Source organism: Sphingomonas sp. GW821-FHT10F11 (genome assembly GCF_058809095.1).
The window spans coordinates 1-18809 of the sequence record NZ_JBXASH010000009.1 but is presented as its reverse complement, the minus strand read 5'-3'; the positions used below and the strand labels follow the sequence as shown (position 1 = coordinate 18809).

Genomic DNA, 18809 nt, shown 5'->3' with positions numbered 1-18809 from the left:
ATCGTGTCTTGATTCAATGCCTCCGCGAATGACGGCAATGTGCGGTTCGGCGGCGCGCTGTTGGGTGTGTCGCTTCGCTCTTTCACAGCGTTGGTCAACATAAGAGATTGCGCGGATTCCGCCTATCGCAACCGCTCGGCCAGGAAGTCGACAAAGGCCCGCACCCGTGCCGGCACATTCGTTCCGCCGACAAACACGGCGTGGATCGTCTCCACATCGCCGGGATTATATTCCTCGAGCAACGGCACCAGCCGGCCCGCCGCGATGTCATCGATTACGCTGAACGCCCCCACGCGCGCCACGCCGACCCCCGCGACCGCCAATTGCCCCAGCGTCTCGCCGTTATTCGCCTCGATGCTGCCGTGCACGCTCAGCACATATTCCTGCCCGTCACTGCGGAACGGCCAGATCGGCTCGGCGCGGCGGAAGTTGAAACTGAGGCAGTTGTGGCGGTGCAGATCCTCGGGAACCTTCGGCGTCCCATGCCGCGCCAGATAGCCGGGCGAGGCGACGATCACACGGCCCGTCTCGCCCAGCTTGCGTGCGGTCAGCGGACTGTCCGTCAACGGGCCAAAGCGCACGCCGACATCCGCCTGGCCGCCCGCGATATCGACCACCGCGTCGGTCAGATTGATGTCGAGCAGGATGTGCGGATGAAGCTGCACGAACGCGCCGAGCAGCGGTACGACGCATAGCCGGCCATGCGAGAGGGACGCGCTGACCCTCAGGCGCCCGCGCGGCGCGCCCTGGTCGGCGATCGCCTGCTCGGCATCGTCGAGGTCGGTCAGGATGCGCCGGGCCGCGCTGAGATAGGCCTGTCCCTCGGCGGTGAGCGTCAGCGCTCGTGTCGTGCGCAACAGCAACCGGACGCCGAGCCGGGCCTCGATGCGGTCGATCGTCCGCCCGACCGCTGACGGCGTCAGGCCAAGCGAGCGGCCTGCCCCCGAGAAACTGCCCGCCGCCGCCACTGCCGCAAACACCTCCAGAGCCCGCGCCCTGTCAGTCGTGGCAATCATCTGTGTATCCATATCACAAATCCTTGGCGCTACGATGGGCTACCGCCCCTCATCCATACGGCCCATCTGTGCTTCGAGATACAGAAAGGGTCAATCATGGACTATCGTCAACTGGGGGCGTCGGGCTTGCGCGTCCCCGTGCTCAGCTTCGGCGCAGGTACGTTCGGCGGATCCGGCCCGCTGTTCAGTGCCTGGGGCCAGAGCGATGCCGCGGAGGCACGCCGGCTGATCGACATCTGCCTCGAGGCGGGCGTCAACCTGTTCGATACCGCCGATGTCTATTCGGACGGTGCGTCGGAGCGCGTGCTGGGCGAGGCGATCCGCGGCCGGCGCGATGCCGTGCTGATCTCCACCAAGACCGGCCTGCCGATGGGTGACGGTCCCGGCGACTGGGGCGTGTCCCGGGCGCGCCTGACCCGGTCGGTCGAGGGTGCCCTGGCGCGCCTCGGCACGGATCATATCGACCTGCTTCAGCTTCACGCCTTCGATGCCTCGACGCCGGTCGAGGAACTGCTCGTCACGCTCGACATGCTGATTGCCGCGGGCAAGGTGCGGTACGCCGGCGTCTCCAACTATCCGGGCTGGCAGGTGATGAAGGCGCTGGCCGCCGCCGACCGTCACGGGTGGCCGCGCATGGTCGCGCATCAGGTCTATTATTCTCTGATCGGCCGTTCCTATGAGGATGATTTGATGCCGCTCGCCGCCGACCAGGGTGTCGGCGCGCTGGTGTGGAGCCCGCTCGGCTGGGGCCGGCTGACCGGCAAGGTCCGCCGTGACGCGCCGATTCCGGAAGGGAGCCGCCTGCACCAGACCGCCGCCTTTGCGCCGCCGGTCGAGGACGAGCATCTCTACCGCGTCGTCGATGCGCTTGACGCGGTCGCCGAAGAAACCGGGAAGAGTGTGCCGCAGGTCGCGATCAACTGGTTGCTGCAGCGTCCGACTGTCTCCTCCGTCATCATCGGCGCGCGCAACGAAGTGCAGCTTCGCGACAATCTCGGTGCCGTCGGCTGGTCGCTGAGCCCTGCGCAGATCGCGGCGCTGGATGCCGCAAGCGCCGTCCTGCCGCCTTACCCCCACACCCCCTATCGGCAGCAGGAGGGCTTTGCCCGCCTCAATCCGCCTTTGGTCTGATCGTCGAGGCTATTTCCATGAAACTCAATGCTCCTCTTCTCGCCCTCGCGGCAGGCGCCTTCGGCATCGGCGTGACCGAGTTCGCGCCAATGGGTCTGCTGCCCGTGATCGCGCAGGATCTGCACGTCTCGATCCCGGCGGCCGGATTGCTGATCAGCGCCTATGCGCTGGGCGTCATGCTCGGCGCGCCGCTGATGACACTGACCACAGGCCGAATTCCGCGCCGGACCCTGCTGATCGGGCTCGCCGCCATCTTCACGATCGGCAACCTGCTGTCGGCGGTGTCGGGCGGCTATGGCATGCTGCTCATCGCGCGCGTCGTCACCTCGCTGAACCACGGCGCCTTTTTCGGCGTCGGTTCGGTCGTGGCGGCGAGCCTCGTGCCGGCCGATCGGCGCGCCGGCGCCGTGGCGGCGATGTTCATGGGGCTGACGATCGCCAATGTGGTGGGCGTGCCGCTGGCCACCTGGGCTGGCGATCAGCTCGGCTGGCGCGCGTCCTTCTGGGGCATCGCCGGGCTTGGTCTGGTGACCATGGCGGCGCTCCGCCTGACCTTGCCGCCCATGCCGACTCCGGCCGGCGGCGACATGATGGCGGAACTGCGCGTGCTGACGCGCGGGCCGGTGATCGCGGCGCTCGCGCTGACCGTGCTCGGTTCGAGCGCCATGTTCACCGTCTTCACCTATGTCGCGCCGATCCTGCGCGAGGAGACGAACGCGTCGCTCGGCTTCGTCACCGCCATGCTGATGACCTATGGCGTTGGCCTGACGGTCGGAAACTGGCTGGGCGGCAAGTTCGCCGACCGGTCGGTGGATCGCACGCTGATCGTCACGCTTGGCGGGCTCTCGGTGGTGCTGATCGCCTTTGCGCTTTTCATGCGTCAGCCGGCACCGACCGCCCTTCTCGTGTTTCTCTGGGGTGTGGCGAGCTTCGCGCTGGTGCCGCCGCTGCAGCTCAGGGTCATGGCGGCCGCCGCGGACGCGCCGAACCTGGCCTCGTCGGTCAACATCGGCGCCTTCAATCTCGGCAACGCCATCGGCGCGGCGCTCGGCGGCGCGGTGATCGCCGCTCGTCTGGGTTATCCGGCGGTTGCGCTTGCTGGGGCGGCAACCTCGGCGCTCGGCCTGGCGATGGTCCTGTTCCTGGCCCACCGTCCTGCCGGCGCCCCTGGCGAGCGGCCCCTCGCCGGAGAAGCAGGATAGCGCGTTACCGCACGCCGGCGGCGAACGACCGCCGCATCCAGTCAATGAACGCGCGGAGCGGAGGGCGTACATGACGATGGCCGGTATGATAAAGGTAGAAGCCCGAAAAGGGTGGACTCCAATCTTCGAGCAGGGAGATCAGCCGGCCCGACTCAAGATCTTCCCGAAGGCTCGCCTCGAAGAGGAACCCGATACCGGCCCCATCGCGACACAGCGTCAGGGCAAGATCGTCATCGTTGACGATCAGCGGCCCTTGAACCGCGACATTCAAGGGCGCGCCGCCTTTTTCGAACTGCCATGGGTGCAGCCTCCCGCTCTCCAGCCGCAACGCAATGCACGGCAGGCCGAGCAGATCGCGGGGGTGAGCCGGCGCAGCATATTCCGCTAGGAAAGCAGGCGATGCGACCGCGATCATTCTTTGCGGCCCGCCAATGGGGACGGCGATCGTATCGCGCTCGAGCTGCTCGTGCAGCCTGATGCCGGCGTCGAAACCCGCACCGACGATATCGACCATGCTGTCGTCGACGTCGATCTCGAGTTGAATGGAGGGATAGGCCCGGACAAAGGCAGCCAGGCGATCTGCCAACAGAAAGGTCGTGCAGAGACGCGGCGCAGTGATCCGCAGGCGCCCGCGCACCTCGCCCGGTTTTGTACGGCTGGTCTCCATCGCCTGTTCGATGCTCGTCAGCGCCGGCGCCACCTGAGCCAATAACTGCTCGCCCTCGGGGGTGAGTTGGACGCTGCGGGTCGAGCGTTCGAACAGGCGGGTGGCGAGCGATCGCTCGAGCCGCGCGATCGACTGGCTGATCGCCGACGACGACAGATTCAATTGGCGCCCGGCTTCGCGGAAACTGCTGACCCGTGCGACCGAGACAAAGATGTTTAGCTGGGAAAGATTTTCGCGCTCCATTGCTCACTTCTAGTGAACAGCCCGCATCATTGTCACCGCCTACCGCTCCCGCCCCGATGTGCCGACACTATGGATATGCTGAATCGAATCATCCTGGCTTCGTGCCTGCTCGCCGCGTCGCCCGGAGCGGCGCAAGAAACCATCCTCGCCGTCGGTCTGGAGGCAGACGCACGGCTGGTCGGAAGCGACGCAGTGCCTCCCGAGCGGATAACGCCCGATCAGGTGGTGTTTTTCGATCTCGTCTCGGGATCGCTGCGGCGATCGGGAACGATCGATGTCCCGGTCAGCTTCCAGGGGCCGCCAGCCTCGATCGCCATCACGCCGGATCGGCGCCTGGCCTTCGTGCCGGCGGCAAACGGCCGTGCCGCCGATGCTCCCCGGACACTCGTGCTGATCGATACGCTCTCCATCATCGATCTATCCGGTGACGCGCCTCGGCTGGTGCAGACACTACGCCTTGGTCTTGCCGGCACATCGGCTACGCTGAGCCCCGACGGCGCCATGATGATCGTCACTCACGCCGACGACGACAGCGCCACGATCCTGCGCGTCGCGGGAAAGCGCGCCGAGATCGCGAGCCGTCTCAGATTCGACAAGGGCTCGCGGCCGCTGGCCATGGCGTTCCTGCCCGACGGCCGCTCTCTCGCGATCACCTTTGCCGGCAGCAACCGGGTCGCGCTGTTCCGGCGGCACGGCACGGAGATCGAGCCGCGGCCGTTTCGGGAAATCAGCACCGGCCTCTATCCCGCATCGATCGCCGTCTGCGGCAACACCGGTTACGCGGTGGTGGGCAATTTCGGGACGGTGTCGGGTGATAGGGACACGATCAGCCTGATCGACCTGCGTGCTGAACCAGTCCGGGCGATCGACACCGTCAGCGTCGGGCCGTCCCCCGAAGGCGTGGATTGCTCGGCCGATGGGAGGTTTGTGGTCACCGCGAACCAGAATATGAGCACGATCGACCGCGCCGACCCGCGCTACTCACCCGATAGCGAGGTCGTGTTGCTCGCAATCAGAGACCGCAGGCTGGTTGTCGTGGACAGGGCAAAGATCGGCGCCTGGGCTCAAGGTGCGATGTTCGTATCCAGCGATCTTATCGCAGCGGAAAGCATCGAGGACCGGCGCCTGCACCTGTTCAAGCGCGTGGAGGATCGCCTTGTCCGCCTCAGCCCCATCATCTTCGAGAACGGCGGCCCGGCGACGCTCGGGCGATCGCCCGGCTAGAGACCTCAGCCATCGGCCGAATTCGCCCAGAATGAAGGCCGTCCAAGTGGCATGGATCAATCCGCCGTCAAGACCGGGTGATCCAGCCGGACGGTGTCGAGCAACCGCTCGATCTCCGCAACTTCGCGTGGCGTGCCGCTCGGTCGTACCGACCAGTTGAACGGGCCATGGGTCGCCAGGTCGTGCAAGTGCACCGGCCCGATCGCGATGCGCCAGCGGCGGGCGCTGCCGCCCAGCTTGCGGGTCAATCGCGCGATGAGCAGGTCCTGGAGCTGGCTGGCGGTCATGGCCGGCCTCTTTGCCGGGTCCGCCGGGTTGCGCAACCCCTCAGCATGAGCCGTCATTTGACGGGCCGATAGGCCGGGTCGCGCGCATCGATCGCGGCCTGCCAGACCCGCAGGACGTTGCCGCCCCACAGCTTGTCGATCTGCTCCGGCGTGTAGCCGCGGCGCTTCAGTTCGGCGGTAACGTTGGCGGTTTCGCCGACATTGGCCCAGCCGGTGACGCCGCCGCCATGATTGAAGTCCGACGACAGCGCGACATGGTCGATGCCGATGCGCTTCACGGCATAGTCGACCGCGTCGACCAGATTCGAGACGGTCGCGACTGGTTCCTTGCCGACAATGTCGTGATAGCGGCGATCATAATCGGCCTGGCGCTCGGGCGAGAGCGCCTTGCCCGCCGGCGTCAGGCCATATTCGGCCTGGAGATCGGCGACTGCCTTCAGCGTCTCGGGGCTCCGCGCGCGCAGATAGGCGCTGAACGCGTTGATGCCGATCACGCCGCCTTTGGCTTTCAACGCGTCGAGTTGCGCATCGCTCAGGTTGCGCGTGTTGTCGACCAGCGCCCGCACGTCGGAATGGGTGGCGATGACCGGCGCCCGGCTGAGCGCCAGCACCTGATCGAACGCCGCGTCCGACAATTGCGACACGTCGATCAGCACGCCAAGATCGTTGAGGCGTTTCACCGCCCGGCGCCCGAGCGGTGACAGGCCGCCATGCTCCGCCGGACGATCGCCCAGCTGGAGTGCAGGACGCGAGGAGTCGGCGAACTGGTTGTGGCCGGCGTGGACGAACCCGACGATGCTGACGCCGCGGGCATGCCAGCGGTCGAACGCGTCGAGCTCGTTGCCGAGCGGCCAGGCGTTCAACAGGCTCTCGACGACCGCGAACCTGCCGGTTGCGACGATCCGGCGGACGTCGGCAGGCGAGCGGGCGATTTCAGCATAGGTCGGGTTGCGGTCGGCGATCGCGTGGATCACCGCATCGCGAGTGGCGAAGGCGGCCTGCGCAGCCGCCAGGGTTGCGGGATCGCGCGAACCCTGCGGCACGAACAGCGCGATCGCCGCGGTGGTCAGCCCGCCTTTGCGCGCACGCTCCAGGTCGAATTGCGAGTTCGGATCCGAGAGCCCGGTCCAGCCGGGCGCCACCGCCGATTTGGGAAGATCGACATGGGGATCGAACACGATGGTCTGTGCCGCGAGCGGGGTGGTCGCGAGCAGAGCGGCGAGGCAGGTCATCAGATACCGCATGGGCAAGTCCTTTCGGTCAGCGTAAGTCGGGATAGCCGGCGATCGCGGCGTCGATCTCCAGCGTGCGAAGCGGGGCGAAACGGTCGACGCCCCCAGGTGCGATATCCGCGAGGAAGAGCGCCGCCCGGACCTCTGCGAGGCCCGGATCGATCGCGACATCGGCCAGCGCCAGGCGCAGGGCCGCGACGGTCTCGATGCTCGTGCCGCGCGCCGTCACGAACGGCGGCGTCGACGAGGCGATGGTCGTGCCGATCGTCTGCAGGGATTCCGTCAGCTCGGGCTCCGCGCGCACGATCGCGGTAAAGGTCACCGCATCGATCGCGGCGATATCCGCCTCGTCCATCACGATCGCGCTGAGGCTTTGCCGGTGGGCGCCGGTCTCGCGCACCGCGCCGAAGAAGTGGCCGCCGGTGGCGAGCGGGGCGATCGCGGCGCGAAACAGGTTCATGCCGGTATTGGACTGACGGTCGTTGATCGCGGCACGGCGGCCTCGATAGGCAGCGAGCGCGGTCGCATCGCCCCGACGGGTGACGAGGAAGCTGCGATGCAGGGCGTCGCCGGAACCCGGCGTATCGTAAACCGGCAGTGCCAGGACACGCAGCGCGAGCGAGGTGTCGGTGATCAGCGGGAACCCGCAAATCTGTCCGAACAGCAATTCCGGGTCGCGCCAGCTATCCTGGACCGAACGGTCGCGCTCGAGCCGGTCCGGCACGCCGGCGACACCACGGTCGCGCAGGATACGCGCGATTGCCGCCCAGAGGCGGTCATTTGCGTCACGCTGGCTTGCGTGATCGTACATGCCGAGCGAAGCGGTGCCCATCCTCACGCGCTCTTGCTGCGATAATGGGGGTGCAGGACCGTGTCGTGCGCGCTCACGGCGAAGCGGCGGACAATCTCGCCATAACCGTCATAGAGGACGGTGCCGTCGCCGATCAGCCGAGCCCGATGCTCGCGGTGGTAGGATGGCAGCCTGTACCACGACAGGCCCGGCCGCTCATGATGCGCGGCGTGGAGATTGTTGTTGAGGAACAGCAGCGCCAGCGGCCCACCCCGCTCGACGGTCGCGGCGCGGCCCTTGGTCGCGAGGTCCGCGCGATGCTCGGCATAGGAACGCAGATTGGTGAGCGCCATGCCGGGATAGACGAAGATGAGGACATAACGGGCGATGTTCAGCCCGACATGATCGAGCCACAGGAGCATCAATCCGACCGCGAGCAGATGCGGCAGCCAGTCGCGGGCCACCTGCAGGGGGGCGGTGAGGGCGCGCCTGCCTTCGTGGCCGGCGAACCTGGCGATCGCGATCGGGGGACCGAGCAGCAGATGGCCGGGCAAGGTCGACTGAAGCCGGGCGGCCAGCCAGGCGAGGCCGCGACTGCGGTCGACATAACGGGATTCGGGGTCTTCGTGCGGGTGCGTGGTCGCCGGACTGGCATGATGGGCGAGGTGGCTGCTGCGATAGAGGCGGTACGGGAGCCACAGCGACAGCGGCACGGAGCCGATTGCGCCGTCGAGAAGCCGAATGCCGGTCGGGTGACCATGGATCGTCTCATGCTGCAGCGACCCATGCCATGCGAGAAGCCAGCCACCGCTCAGGACGAGCAGCGGCGTGGGGATCGAGCCATGCCAGGCGGTCGCCGCGATCCAGCCGGCATAGATCGCCACTGCGACGGTCAGGGTCGGCCAATCGAGATGGCGATCCGGACGGATTTCCAGCGGCGGGTGAGATGGAATCATACGGGCGACGCGACCTTTCACTATGTCGCGATCTAATCTCTATCAATTTGATGGGATATTCAACGCCGGGACGAATTGGGCGCGGCGAAGTTTTGCTTTTCGGGGACAAACAATGGTGCACGCGGTCGGATTCGTGAGCGCGAAGGTGATCCGGTTGCCGTTGCCGGATCGGCAACGATGCTGACGGAAATAAGCAAAATCTCCTTTCAAACGAATCCTCTGACGCATATGAACCATAAACAGAGGTTTTAGGGTTTTACGGCTGGGGTCACACATGCCAATCAGGCTGACGATAAACGGGACACGCCGGACGGTGGATGTGGACCCCTCGACTCCCTTGCTATGGGTGCTGAGGGATCATCTGGGCCTCAGCGGAACGCGCTTCGGCTGCGGCGCCGCGCTGTGCGGTTGCTGCACGGTCCATGTCGACGGAGCGGCCCGGCGCTCCTGCGTGCTGAAAGTGGGGGAAGTCGGCAACGGCGCCATCACGACGATCGAGGGACTAGGCGCGAAAAAGCCGCATCCGCTCCAGGACGCCTGGATCAAGCATGATGTTCCGCAGTGCGGCTATTGCCAGTCGGGTCAGATCATGCAGGCCGCAGCGCTGCTGAAGGCGATCCCCAATCCCACCGACGCCGACATCGACCAGGCGATGTCGGGCAATATCTGCCGCTGCGGCACCTACAGTCGCATCCGCGCCGCCATCGAGACCGCGGCAGCATCGATGAGCGGGCGCGGTGGGCGCCGGGCGGGTGCGGCATGACCGAAGGAGGCATGGCATCGCGCCGGAGCTTCCTGTTTGGCGTCTGCGCCACCGCTGGCGGGCTGGTCGCGGCAAATTCCGTCGCCGCGCGTGCGCTTTCGCAGGCGGTGGCGGGCGCCGCCAGGGCACCCGAGGTCACCGCCTGGATCGTGATCGAACCGGACAACAGGACGGTCATCCGGGTGGCGCGCAGCGACATGGGGCAGGGCGCGCTGACCTCCTTGCCGATGCTGGTCGCCGAGGAACTGGAATGCGACTGGGCCAGCGTCCGCGCCGAATTCGTCTCCGCGACCGAAAATGCCGCGCGCGACCGCGTCTGGGGTGACATGGTTGCTTCCAACAGCGTGTCGATCCGGGGCTCGCAGGAGTATCTGCGCAAGGCGGGAGCCCAGGCACGCACCATGCTCATCGGCGAAGCGGCCGGGCGGTGGAAGGTGCCGCTCGCCGAATGCTCGGCCCGTAACAGCATCATCAGGCACGCGCCGAGTGGACGGACGGTCCGCTTCAGCGACGTCGCCCAGGCCGCCTCGCAGCGACCGGTCCCTGCCGACGTAGCGCTCAAAAATCCGAAGGACTGGCGTCTCCTCGGCACCTCGGCGCGCCGGCTCGAACAGCGCCCGCGTATCTTCGGCGAGCCGGTCTATGCGATCGACACGGCGCTGCCGGGGATGCTCCATGCCGCCGTGCAGGGTTGCCCAGCGTTCGGTGGAATTCTCAAATCCTTCGATGCGGCACATGTGAAATCGATGCCCGGGGTCACCCATGTCGTCCCCGTCGGCAAGGACGCGGTCGCGGTCGTCGCCCGGAGCTGGTGGCAGGCGAAGGTTGCGCTCGACCAGTTGCCTGTCGAATGGGACGAGACCGCCGCCGCGGAACTGTCGATGGAGCCGCTCCGCAGAATGCTCCGCGCGGGCCTCACTGCGGACGATGTGGTGAAGGGGCATGGCAACGGTAATCTCCAGGCCGCCTTCGCTGGAGCCGCCCGCATCCTCGACGTCGAATATGAGGCGCCCTTCCTCGCGCACATGACGATGGAGCCGCAGACCTGCACCGCGCACGTCACGGATGCGGGCGCCGAGGTCTGGGCCCCCACCCAGAATGCGGAGGGGACGCTCAACACGGTCACCAGGGTGCTCAGCCTCGACAAGTCGAAGGTCGCGATTCATCAGCGGCAGCTCGGGGGCGGCTTCGGGCGCCGCGGGCTGGCCCAGGATTGGGCCGTTCAGTCGGTCCTCATCGCGAAGGCGGTGGGGCAGCCCGTCAAGATGATCTGGTCGCGTGAACAGGATGTTACGCACGATTATTATCGGCCCTTCGCCATCTGCCGTCACAAGGCCGCGTTCGATGCCTCGGGCAATCTGCTGGGATGGGAAGTGCGGCTATGCGCCTCGTCGGTCTTCGCGCAGCTGGCGCCGTTTCTCATGCGCGATGGCGTTGACCGGTTGCTGATGGACGGTTTCGTCGACAAGCAGCTCGGCTACACGGTCGAGAATTTCGAGGTGTATAGTTCCCGTCGCAATACCGCGATCCCGGTGGGTTTCTGGCGGGCGGTGAACCTCTCCCAGAACGGCTTTTTCCGCGAGGCGTTCGTCGACGAAATGGCGGAGATCGCGGGCAAGGACCCGTATCGGTATCGGCGGGAACTGCTCAGGAACAATCCGCGCGCGCTGGCGGTGCTCGACGAGGTCGCCGCCCGGGCCGATTGGGGCAAGGCTCCCGCCGGTGTCCATCAGGGCATCGCAATCGTCGAGGAAAACAACGCCTGGTGCGCCCAGGTCGTCGATCTTTCGATCGACACGGACGGCACGCCAAGGGTTCACCGTGTCGTCGCCGTACTCGACTCCAATTTCGTGGTTCATCCCGACATCGCGATCGCACAGATGGAGGGCGGTATCATCCAGGCACTCTCGGCTGCGCTTACCGGCGAAGTGACCTTCGAAAAGGGCAGGGCCCAGCAGACCAATTTCCACGATTATCCGTTCCTGCGCATGAACGAGATCCCGAAGATCGACATCCACCTCAGCCCAAGCCTCGGCAAATACGGGCCGGTCTGGGGAGGTATCGGCGAGACGGGCGTGCCGCCGCTCGCTCCCGCGCTCTGCAATGCCATCTATGCGGCGACCGGCAAGCGTATCCGCACCCTGCCCATCAAGAACCATGATCTGAGGGCCGCCTGATGTTGAGCCGATTTCTCTTCCTGGCCGCCTGCGCGCTCTTCGGGTCCGGGCTGGCGCGAGCGCTGAGCGAGCCGTCCGTCGCTGCGGCGCCCGCCTCCGAGGCGGCGCAGTCCGCGGCATTCTTCTCGACGATCGTCACCGTGCTCAAGCATCCCCGGTGCCTCAACTGCCACACCGCGACCGGCTTCCCGCGGCAGGGCGATGATCGCCACCGCCACATCATGGCCGTGGCGCGCGGGCCGGACGGCCATGGGTCGCCTGCCCTTCGCTGCAACACCTGCCATGGCAAGACCAACGCGCCGGCAGGCGTGCCCGGCAATCCGAACTGGCATCTGGCGCCGCTGGAAATGGAGTGGGAGACGTTGAGCGACGGCGACATCTGCCGCTCGCTCACCGATCCCAATCGCGGCAACATGACTCTCCCGCAGCTCGTCCATCATCTCGGGGAAGACCCGCTGGTCGGCTGGGCCTGGGATCCGGGCGTCGACCTCGACGGCAAGCCGAGGCGCCAGCCGCCGCTCAGCCGCGAGGCGTTCATGAGGGTCGTTCGTCACTGGATCGACACCGGGGCCGCTTGCCCGGCCTGAGGTGCGGGCGCCGCCACGGGCCAAGGCCGGCGTGATGCGCGGCGTCTCAACGTTCCGAACGTTTCCTAACGGTTCGGTACTTACGAACACCCGCCTCCTGTGGTGCTCACGCGGCACGGCTCGTCCAGCGCCGGAATAGATTCAGGGGACCGACCATATGCCGCCTTCCATGCCTGCTTGCGCGGGGCAGGTCTGATCGTGCCGGGCAGAGGGCCGTTTTCCCGGTATCCGCGCTCGACGACGGGCCGCCTCGGCCTTGCCGCGCTTGCCCTGTCGCTGCTTCTGCTGGCGGCCGGGATTCTTCATTGGTCGAACGGCCGGCGCGCACGCGCGGCCCTGATGGCAGCCGACCCCGAATCGATCCTCGCGGACCCAAGCCTGCGCGAGACGGCTCTTGCGATCGGCAAGCCGGTTTATAAGCGGGCCTGCGCATCCTGCCACATGCCTGATGGACGCGGCGACAACCGCCGCGGCGTGCCGGACCTGACCGACGGGGACTATCTCTATGGATCCGGCAGGGTCGGCGAGATCGAGCAGATCACACTGCACGGCATCCGGTCAGGCGATCCGCGTGGATGGATGGCGGCCTATATGCCGGCCTATGGCCGCCGGCGTCCTTACGCGGCCGAGCCGATACCGCCGCTCAAGCCCGGCGAGATCAATAGCATCGTCGCCTATCTCGGTTCGCTTCACGGCCAGCCCGTCGACCAGGCGCAGGTCGTTCTGGGCGAGGCGCTCTTCAAGGGGCGCGCGGGCTGCTGGGACTGCCATGCCAATGACGGCTCGGGCGATGCCGCCGTCGGCGCCCCCAATCTCGTCGACGATGTCTGGCTCTACGGCGATGGGTCGCCCGAGACGGTCTATCGCTCGATCGCGCAGGGCCATGCCGGCAAGAGCCCGGCATTCGCGAAACGCCTGGCACCCGCCGATGCGCGCGCCGTGTCCGCCTATGTCGCGGCGCTCGGCGCCCCCAAGCCCAAGGATGAACAATGATGCAGGGGATTGCAGCTCCCGCCCGTGACTGGTCGCTCTCGAAACCCGATGAACGGCGCTCGCTTCTGCTGTGTGCGGCAGGCGCGATCATCGGCCTCCTGATCGCGGGCTTCGGCCTGTTCACAGCCCAGGGCACCCGGACGTCGACGGTGCCGGCCGAGGACGTCGCGCTGGTCAACCAGGTGCCGATCCTGATCAGCGACTTCAATCAGCAGCTCGAGGCGCTCTACGACGTTCCCCTCGGCAAGGCGACGCCCGAGCAGAAGCGCAAGGTCCTCGACGACATGGTCCGCGAGGAACTCTATGTTCAACGCGGCGTCGAACTCGGGCTGCAGGCGGATACCACCGAGATCCGGATCGCCCTGGTCGGGGCCGTGGAGGCCCAGGCGGCAATCGACGCGACCGTGGCCCAGCCCGAAGAGAAGGCGCTGCGGCAATTCTATGAGACTCACCGCGCGCGCTATGCCGACGAACCGACCATCGCGGTCGACGACTATATCGCCCCCGATCCGGCGCGGGCGGCCGCGATCGTCGAGGCGCTCCGCTCGGCCCATGCCTCGCCCTCGGCGGTCGCCGTGGCCGGGCTTCGCCGGACCAGGCTCATGGTCAATGGCGAGGAATATCATTTCGCGGCGCGGATTCATCTCGGGCCGAAGCTCTTCGAGGCGGTGCGGAAGCTTGAGCCGGGGGAGGTGTCCGGGCCGGTCGCCATGCCGGACGGCGTTCACATCCTGATCGTGAAGAGCAACATCATCCCGCCGCCGCGGCCCTTCGAACAGGTCCGCGACAAGGTTCTCGACGACTATATCACCAGCAGGTCCAGGGTCCTTCTGGTCGGCAATGATCGCTTCCTGCGCAAGCGCGCCGACATCCAGGTCCAGAAGGGCTTCGAGCGGTGAGAAGGCTCGTCCATCTGTTCCTGGTCCTGCTCGCATGCCTCCCGGTTGCGGCCGGCGCCCATACCCGGAGCGAGTCGCACAGTTCCTGGACGCTCGATGGGCGGCTCATCCATATGAGCTTCGCCGTGGCCGACATCGAGGTCGAACGCCTGACGCCCGGCCGCCCGGTGACAGACGCCGCGCTGCTCGCCTATCTCCAGTCGCGGATCGGCGTGACGTCCGATGGGACTGCCTGCCCCCTGGGTGCGAAACCCAAGATGCTGGCGGCGGCGACCGGCTTTCGAAGAGCTGAATTCCAGTTCCTTTGCCCGTCCAGCTCGACCATGGAGATCGCGAACCGGGCCTTTTTCGATGTGGTCCCGACCCACATCCATATGGCGGAGATCCAGCGGCCGGACGGCGAGTTCGTCGAGCAGGTCCTCACCGCGGGCGAGCAAACCATCAAGCTCGATGAGGCCGGCGGCAATAATCTGGGCTCGGCCAGCTTCTTCAAGTTCATCGAGATGGGCGTCATGCACATCTTCACCGGGATCGACCACATGTCGTTCCTCGTCGGGCTCGTCCTCATATCCCGGCGGCTGCGCGATCTCGTCTTTGTCGTCACCGGCTTCACCATCGGCCACAGCCTGACGCTCGCGCTCGCGGTGACGGGCGTCATTCGCCCGCATGCCGAGTTCATCGACGCCCTCGTCGCGCTGACCATCGCCCTTATCGGTGCCGAGAACATCGCGCTCGCGTCGCGCCGCCCGGGCTTTGTCGCCTTGTGGGTGGGAGGATCGCTGGCGACCATGGCGGCGCTGCGGCTCGGTGGCATCGGCCTGCTGCCACCGCTGCTGCTCATCGGCTCGGCTCTCTTTGCCAGCTGCTATCTCATGGTCTCGGGCCATCTCTCCGATGCGGGGCGTATCCGCCTTGTCGTTACCCTCGTCTTCGGCCTCATTCACGGCTTCGGCTTTGCCGCCGATCTCCTCGAGAGCCGCTTGCCGACCGAGAAGCTCGCCGAGATCCTGGTCGGCTTCAATCTCGGCGTCGAGATCGGGCAGCTCTCCATCGTGCTGCTGCTGTCGGGGGCGGTCGCGCTCCTCGCGCGGTTCAGGCTGACCTTGCCAAGGCCGATCGTCGTCGACGTCGCGGCGGCCGCCCTGGTGGCCGTTGGCACCTTCTGGTTCGTGGGACGGAGCTTTGCCTGACGACGGAAAACAATACCTATGGAATTAAGTTTTTAATTGGGCGCATTTGCCGTGCCAGGAGCGGTGATTCAGCGTCGTGGTCATGTAGGTCGAGGTAGATAAAAACCTACTAGACCATGTTTTATGATTGAGATAGGCTGAGCCGATAACAAAATGAGAGGGGATCCAGGGATGAATCGGCATATTGATGCTCGCGCGAGGTTCGGCACCGGCCTGACCGGCGCCATGGGGGCACTCTTTCTGCTCGCGGGACAGGCGGCGGCGCAGGTCACTCCGGCCGCGGGCGCCGAAGAGCAGCCAGCCCAGGAAACGCCGGAAGGCGACATCGTCGTGACCGCGAGCCGTACCAATGTGGCTGGTTTCGATGCGCCGTCGCCGACCACGGTGATCGGCGCCCAGGCGATCGAGCGGCGTCAGGCGGCCAATATCGCCGATGTCCTGCAGGAAACCCCCGCCTTCAAGCCGACCGTCTCACCGGGCGCCACCGGCGTTCGCACCCAGCTGCCCGGGTCGAACCTTGCCGACTTGCGCGGTCTCGGATCGGTGCGCACGCTCGTCCTCGTCGACGGCATGCGCGTCGTGCCGCAGGCGCCGGCGAGCAACAACACGTCCGGCGTTTCGCCGGACATGAACCAGATTCCCGCGCTCATGGTCGAGCGCGTCGATGTCGTGACCGGCGGCGCGTCGGCCCAATGGGGCTCGGACGCGGTTGCCGGCGTCGTGAACATCATCCTGCGCAAGAAATATGACGGGATTCAGATCACGGCGCAAAAGGGCATTTCCGAATATGGCGATGCCGGGAGCTTTCGCGTCGGCGCACTCGCCGGCGGGAACTTCCTCGACGATCGCCTGCATGTCGTCGCCGCGGTCGACTATACCAGCAACGACCGGGTGGGGGACATCTACCAGCGGCCCTGGGGGCGGGAGGAATGGCAGCTCGTCGCCAATGGCGCATCGGCGACCAATGGCCTGCCGGACATTCTCCTCGTGCCGCATGTGCGCTTCTACAGTTCGCCCAACATGCTGATCACCGGGCCGGCCAACTTCGCGTTCCGCAACTTCGAATTTCAGCGCAACGGCACGGTGACGCCGTTCAACACTGGCTCGCTCGCCAGCGGCACGGCGACGATCGGCGGGCAGGGGGTTTCGCAGGCGGCCGGCATTTCGCTCTCGCCGCAGATCAAGCGCTTCGATCCCTATGCGCGCATCCAGTTCGATATTTCGGATTCGACCAACATCTATCTCCTCGGCTCCTATTCCCATCTGGAGACCTATTTCCTGACCTCGCCGGCGCGATTCACCAGCCAGACGATCCGGCGCGACAATGCCTATCTCCAGCAGCTTTATCCGCAGGTTGTCGCCGCGATGCCCGCCAACGGCACCTTCACCTTCAACCGCGCGAACTTCGATTTCGTACCCACCGGCAACCAGGCGGTGACGGTGAAGAACACGACGCCCCATCTGGCCTTCGGCGCCGAAGGCAAGTTCGGCGAAACCTGGCGGTGGGACGCTCACGCTTCCTGGGGACGCAACACCTATCTCAGCCAGGTCCCGAACAATCTCGTCCGCCAGCGCGAAACCTTCGCGACCGACGCCGTGCTGTTCAACGGACAGATCACCTGCCGCGCGCTCGTGCCGGGAAGCTCGACCTACAACCCCACTGCGGCGGCCGGATGCGTTCCGCTCAACCTGTTCGGCGCGGGCGCGCCGAGTGCGGCGGCGATCGACTATATCACCGAGGACGGCTTCGCCCGTGTGACCTATCAGCAGCGCTCGGCGGCCGCCAATGTGCGCGGCGAACCCTTCTCGACCTGGGCTGGCCCTGTCGCCATCGCGACGGGCCTCGAATATCGCTGGGAAAAGCAGGTCACGACCGGCGACCCGATCTCGACCGCCAATGGGTTCGAGATCTCGAATGCCGGCGCTTTTCAAGGCCAGTTCAACGTCAAGGAAGCCTATCTCGAGGCGGTCGTACCGCTCATGAAGGATTCGCCGCTCGGACGCTCGCTCGACCTCAATGCCGCCGGGCGTATCGCCGATTATTCGACGGTTGGCACGCAAACGACCTGGAAGGTCGGCGCTACCTATGAGCCCTTCAGGGGCCTGAGGCTGCGCGCCACCCGGTCGCGCGACATCCGCGCGCCCGCGCTCTACGAACTTTATGGTCCCGGCGTGCTCGCCAATCAGTCGGTCACCGTCCGCAATCCCGCCAATGGCGTCACCTACACGCAGAGCATCCCGGTCAATTTGACGATCGGCAATCCGAACCTGGGGCCCGAGCGCGGCGACACCTATACGATCGGCGCCGTCGTCACGCCGGTCGAAGGGCTTCGCGCGTCGATCGACTATTATGACATCAAGCTCTCCCGGGCGATCACGGCGCTCGGCTCGTCCGCGGCCGGCAGCTTCTGCAGCGCGGGTCAGCTCGCCTATTGCTCAGCCTTCACCTTCAGTGCGGCAGGTCCGCCGACCGCGCTCGTCCTCGGCGTGCAGAGTCTTGCCGGGGTCCATATCCAGGGCTTCGATGCCGTGATTTCCTATCGCCTGCCGCTCGACAAGCTCTCGTCCAGCCTTCCCGGCACGCTCGATTTCAACCTCAACGGGACCTATACGCAGCATGTCTATGTCAGCACCGGGCCAGGCTCGGTCGCTGTCGATCGCGCCGGGGAGAACAGCTCGATCAACACCTACGCCCTGCCGCGGCTGCGCATGAACGGGTCGCTCAGCTACACCAACAAGGGCTTCAATGTGACGACTCAGATGAACTTCATCTCGTCGGGCAAGCTCGACAACACCTACAACACGCCCGGCGGGCCGACGGCGAACATCAATCATGTGCCGGCGGTCGCCTACTTCAATCTCTTCTCCTCGTTCGACGTCAATGACCGTTTCCAGTTGTTCGGGTCGGTCCGCAACCTGTTCAACAAGGCGCCGCCGCCGGTCCCCAACTCGACGCTCCTGACCCCGGCCAACGGCCAATATTACGATGTGATCGGACGCTTCTTCCAGGTCGGCGCCCGCGTGAAATTCTGAATCAGGTGGGGTCGGCTCCGATCCGGCCCCCGTTCAGGTTTGTTCCAGGCACAGAAAGGGTACTTCCCCGGCGAAGGCCGGGGTCCAGTCGGGATGGCAGAGAAAATGACGCGCAACGCATATCACCAGCGTCTCCCGACTGGGGCCCGGCCTTCGCCGGGAAAGCAAAAAAGCAATGACATCGCCTGGAAACTCGGGGACACTATACTTAATTGAGGCGATTAACACTAAGTATAGTGTCCCCATATTTCTGGATACATCCCCTGTTAGCAGTCGTTGAGCGGTTCCGGTGGGCCATGCCAAAACCGCAAGATCGGTCGAGCATATTATAGGTCTGGGCGACTAGGCCGTGAACTCATAAAACCGGTCGAGGGCAGAAGGGGTAAGTAGCTTGAGGGCTTCGCCGATGCTGTCGGCGC

The 18809-nt window shown here is 65.9% G+C and carries 16 protein-coding genes; 10 read left to right on the top strand and 6 right to left on the bottom strand.

The genetic code is table 11. The features are described from left to right. Positions 1–122 precede the first annotated feature (122 nt). Positions 123–1016 carry a LysR family transcriptional regulator gene (locus AC1RT8_RS21005; protein ID WP_493078054.1) on the bottom strand — a complete coding sequence of 298 codons (894 nt, stop codon included), beginning with the start codon at positions 1014–1016 and terminating at the stop codon, positions 123–125. A 96-nt stretch (positions 1017–1112) separates the two neighbouring features. On the opposite strand from AC1RT8_RS21005, the gene AC1RT8_RS21000 reads away from it, so the two are divergent. Both AC1RT8_RS21000 and AC1RT8_RS20995 read left to right on the top strand, forming a co-directional pair. Next, positions 1113–2147 carry an aldo/keto reductase gene (locus AC1RT8_RS21000; protein ID WP_493078053.1) on the top strand — a complete coding sequence of 345 codons (1035 nt, stop codon included), beginning with the start codon at positions 1113–1115 and terminating at the stop codon, positions 2145–2147. A gap of 17 nt (positions 2148–2164) precedes the next feature. Continuing rightward, positions 2165–3349: an MFS transporter gene (locus AC1RT8_RS20995; protein WP_493078052.1), complete on the top strand. Its 1185-nt coding sequence runs from the start codon at positions 2165–2167 to the stop codon at positions 3347–3349. 4 nt (positions 3350–3353) lie between these two features. On the opposite strand, the gene AC1RT8_RS20990 is transcribed toward AC1RT8_RS20995, so the two are convergent. Further along, a complete protein-coding gene (locus AC1RT8_RS20990) occupies positions 3354–4259 on the bottom strand; it encodes a LysR family transcriptional regulator (RefSeq protein WP_493078051.1) in 906 nt (301 codons plus the stop codon). A gap of 12 nt (positions 4260–4271) precedes the next feature. On the opposite strand from AC1RT8_RS20990, the gene AC1RT8_RS20985 reads away from it, so the two are divergent. Continuing rightward, complete coding sequence (locus AC1RT8_RS20985; RefSeq protein WP_493078049.1) at positions 4272–5483, top strand: YncE family protein; 1212 nt, start codon at positions 4272–4274, stop codon at positions 5481–5483. A gap of 56 nt (positions 5484–5539) precedes the next feature. Here the strand turns inward: AC1RT8_RS20985 and AC1RT8_RS20980 are convergent, their stop codons facing one another. From AC1RT8_RS20980 to AC1RT8_RS20965, 4 genes are read right to left on the bottom strand one after another with little or no spacing between them, the layout of a single operon-like run. Next, positions 5540–5770, bottom strand: coding sequence for a hypothetical protein (locus tag AC1RT8_RS20980; RefSeq protein ID WP_493078047.1), 231 nt, complete (start codon positions 5768–5770; stop codon positions 5540–5542). A 53-nt stretch (positions 5771–5823) separates the two neighbouring features. Then, positions 5824–7014, bottom strand: a complete 1191-nt coding sequence (locus AC1RT8_RS20975) for a dipeptidase (protein ID WP_493078045.1) — start codon at positions 7012–7014, stop codon at positions 5824–5826. 16 nt (positions 7015–7030) lie between these two features. Next, positions 7031–7834, bottom strand: coding sequence for a phosphate/phosphite/phosphonate ABC transporter substrate-binding protein (locus tag AC1RT8_RS20970; RefSeq protein ID WP_493078044.1), 804 nt, complete (start codon positions 7832–7834; stop codon positions 7031–7033). 2 nt (positions 7835–7836) lie between these two features. Continuing rightward, positions 7837–8748: a fatty acid desaturase gene (locus AC1RT8_RS20965; protein WP_493078042.1), complete on the bottom strand. Its 912-nt coding sequence runs from the start codon at positions 8746–8748 to the stop codon at positions 7837–7839. A gap of 274 nt (positions 8749–9022) precedes the next feature. Here AC1RT8_RS20965 and AC1RT8_RS20960 point away from each other — a divergent pair, with 274 nt between their 5' ends. From AC1RT8_RS20960 to AC1RT8_RS20930, 7 genes are all read left to right on the top strand, one after another. Continuing rightward, the gene (locus tag AC1RT8_RS20960; protein ID WP_493078040.1) at positions 9023–9511 is read left to right on the top strand and encodes a (2Fe-2S)-binding protein; all 489 of its coding nucleotides are present in this window, start codon (positions 9023–9025) and stop codon (positions 9509–9511) included. A gap of 11 nt (positions 9512–9522) precedes the next feature. Further along, complete coding sequence (locus AC1RT8_RS20955) at positions 9523–11688, top strand: xanthine dehydrogenase family protein molybdopterin-binding subunit (RefSeq protein WP_493078038.1); 2166 nt, start codon at positions 9523–9525, stop codon at positions 11686–11688. A 2-nt stretch (positions 11689–11690) separates the two neighbouring features. Beyond that, positions 11691–12275, top strand: a complete 585-nt coding sequence (locus AC1RT8_RS20950; protein ID WP_493078036.1) for an Isoquinoline 1-oxidoreductase subunit — start codon at positions 11691–11693, stop codon at positions 12273–12275. Positions 12276–12452: 177 nt separating this feature from the next. After that, positions 12453–13268 (top strand): c-type cytochrome, encoded by an 816-nt coding sequence (locus AC1RT8_RS20945; RefSeq protein ID WP_493078034.1) that lies wholly within the window; start codon positions 12453–12455, stop codon positions 13266–13268. Beyond that, positions 13268–14167: a peptidylprolyl isomerase gene (locus AC1RT8_RS20940; RefSeq protein WP_493078032.1), complete on the top strand. Its 900-nt coding sequence runs from the start codon at positions 13268–13270 to the stop codon at positions 14165–14167. Before AC1RT8_RS20945 ends, AC1RT8_RS20940 begins: the two co-directional genes overlap by 1 nt. Further along, complete coding sequence (locus tag AC1RT8_RS20935) at positions 14164–15357, top strand: HupE/UreJ family protein (protein ID WP_493078030.1); 1194 nt, start codon at positions 14164–14166, stop codon at positions 15355–15357. The genes AC1RT8_RS20940 and AC1RT8_RS20935 overlap by 4 nt, the downstream gene beginning before the upstream one ends. Before the next feature lie 171 nt (positions 15358–15528). Further along, positions 15529–18390, top strand: coding sequence for a TonB-dependent receptor domain-containing protein (locus tag AC1RT8_RS20930; protein WP_493078028.1), 2862 nt, complete (start codon positions 15529–15531; stop codon positions 18388–18390). Positions 18391–18809 lie beyond the last annotated feature (419 nt).

Excerpts from the sequence above, each read along its gene's own strand:
- AC1RT8_RS21005 (WP_493078054.1), bottom strand. The coding sequence starts at position 1,016 with ATGATTGCCACGACTGACAGGGCGCGGGCTCTGGAGGTGTTTGCGGCA.
- AC1RT8_RS21000 (WP_493078053.1), top strand. The coding sequence starts at position 1,113 with ATGGACTATCGTCAACTGGGGGCGTCGGGCTTGCGCGTCCCCGTGCTC.
- AC1RT8_RS20995 (WP_493078052.1), top strand. The coding sequence starts at position 2,165 with ATGAAACTCAATGCTCCTCTTCTCGCCCTCGCGGCAGGCGCCTTCGGC.
- AC1RT8_RS20990 (WP_493078051.1), bottom strand. The coding sequence starts at position 4,259 with ATGGAGCGCGAAAATCTTTCCCAGCTAAACATCTTTGTCTCGGTCGCA.
- AC1RT8_RS20980 (WP_493078047.1), bottom strand. The coding sequence starts at position 5,770 with ATGACCGCCAGCCAGCTCCAGGACCTGCTCATCGCGCGATTGACCCGC.
- AC1RT8_RS20975 (WP_493078045.1), bottom strand. The coding sequence starts at position 7,014 with ATGCGGTATCTGATGACCTGCCTCGCCGCTCTGCTCGCGACCACCCCG.
- AC1RT8_RS20970 (WP_493078044.1), bottom strand. The coding sequence starts at position 7,834 with ATGGGCACCGCTTCGCTCGGCATGTACGATCACGCAAGCCAGCGTGAC.
- AC1RT8_RS20965 (WP_493078042.1), bottom strand. The coding sequence starts at position 8,748 with ATGATTCCATCTCACCCGCCGCTGGAAATCCGTCCGGATCGCCATCTC.
- AC1RT8_RS20960 (WP_493078040.1), top strand. The coding sequence starts at position 9,023 with ATGCCAATCAGGCTGACGATAAACGGGACACGCCGGACGGTGGATGTG.
- AC1RT8_RS20955 (WP_493078038.1), top strand. The coding sequence starts at position 9,523 with ATGGCATCGCGCCGGAGCTTCCTGTTTGGCGTCTGCGCCACCGCTGGC.
- AC1RT8_RS20940 (WP_493078032.1), top strand. The coding sequence starts at position 13,268 with ATGCAGGGGATTGCAGCTCCCGCCCGTGACTGGTCGCTCTCGAAACCC.
- AC1RT8_RS20930 (WP_493078028.1), top strand. The coding sequence starts at position 15,529 with ATGAATCGGCATATTGATGCTCGCGCGAGGTTCGGCACCGGCCTGACC.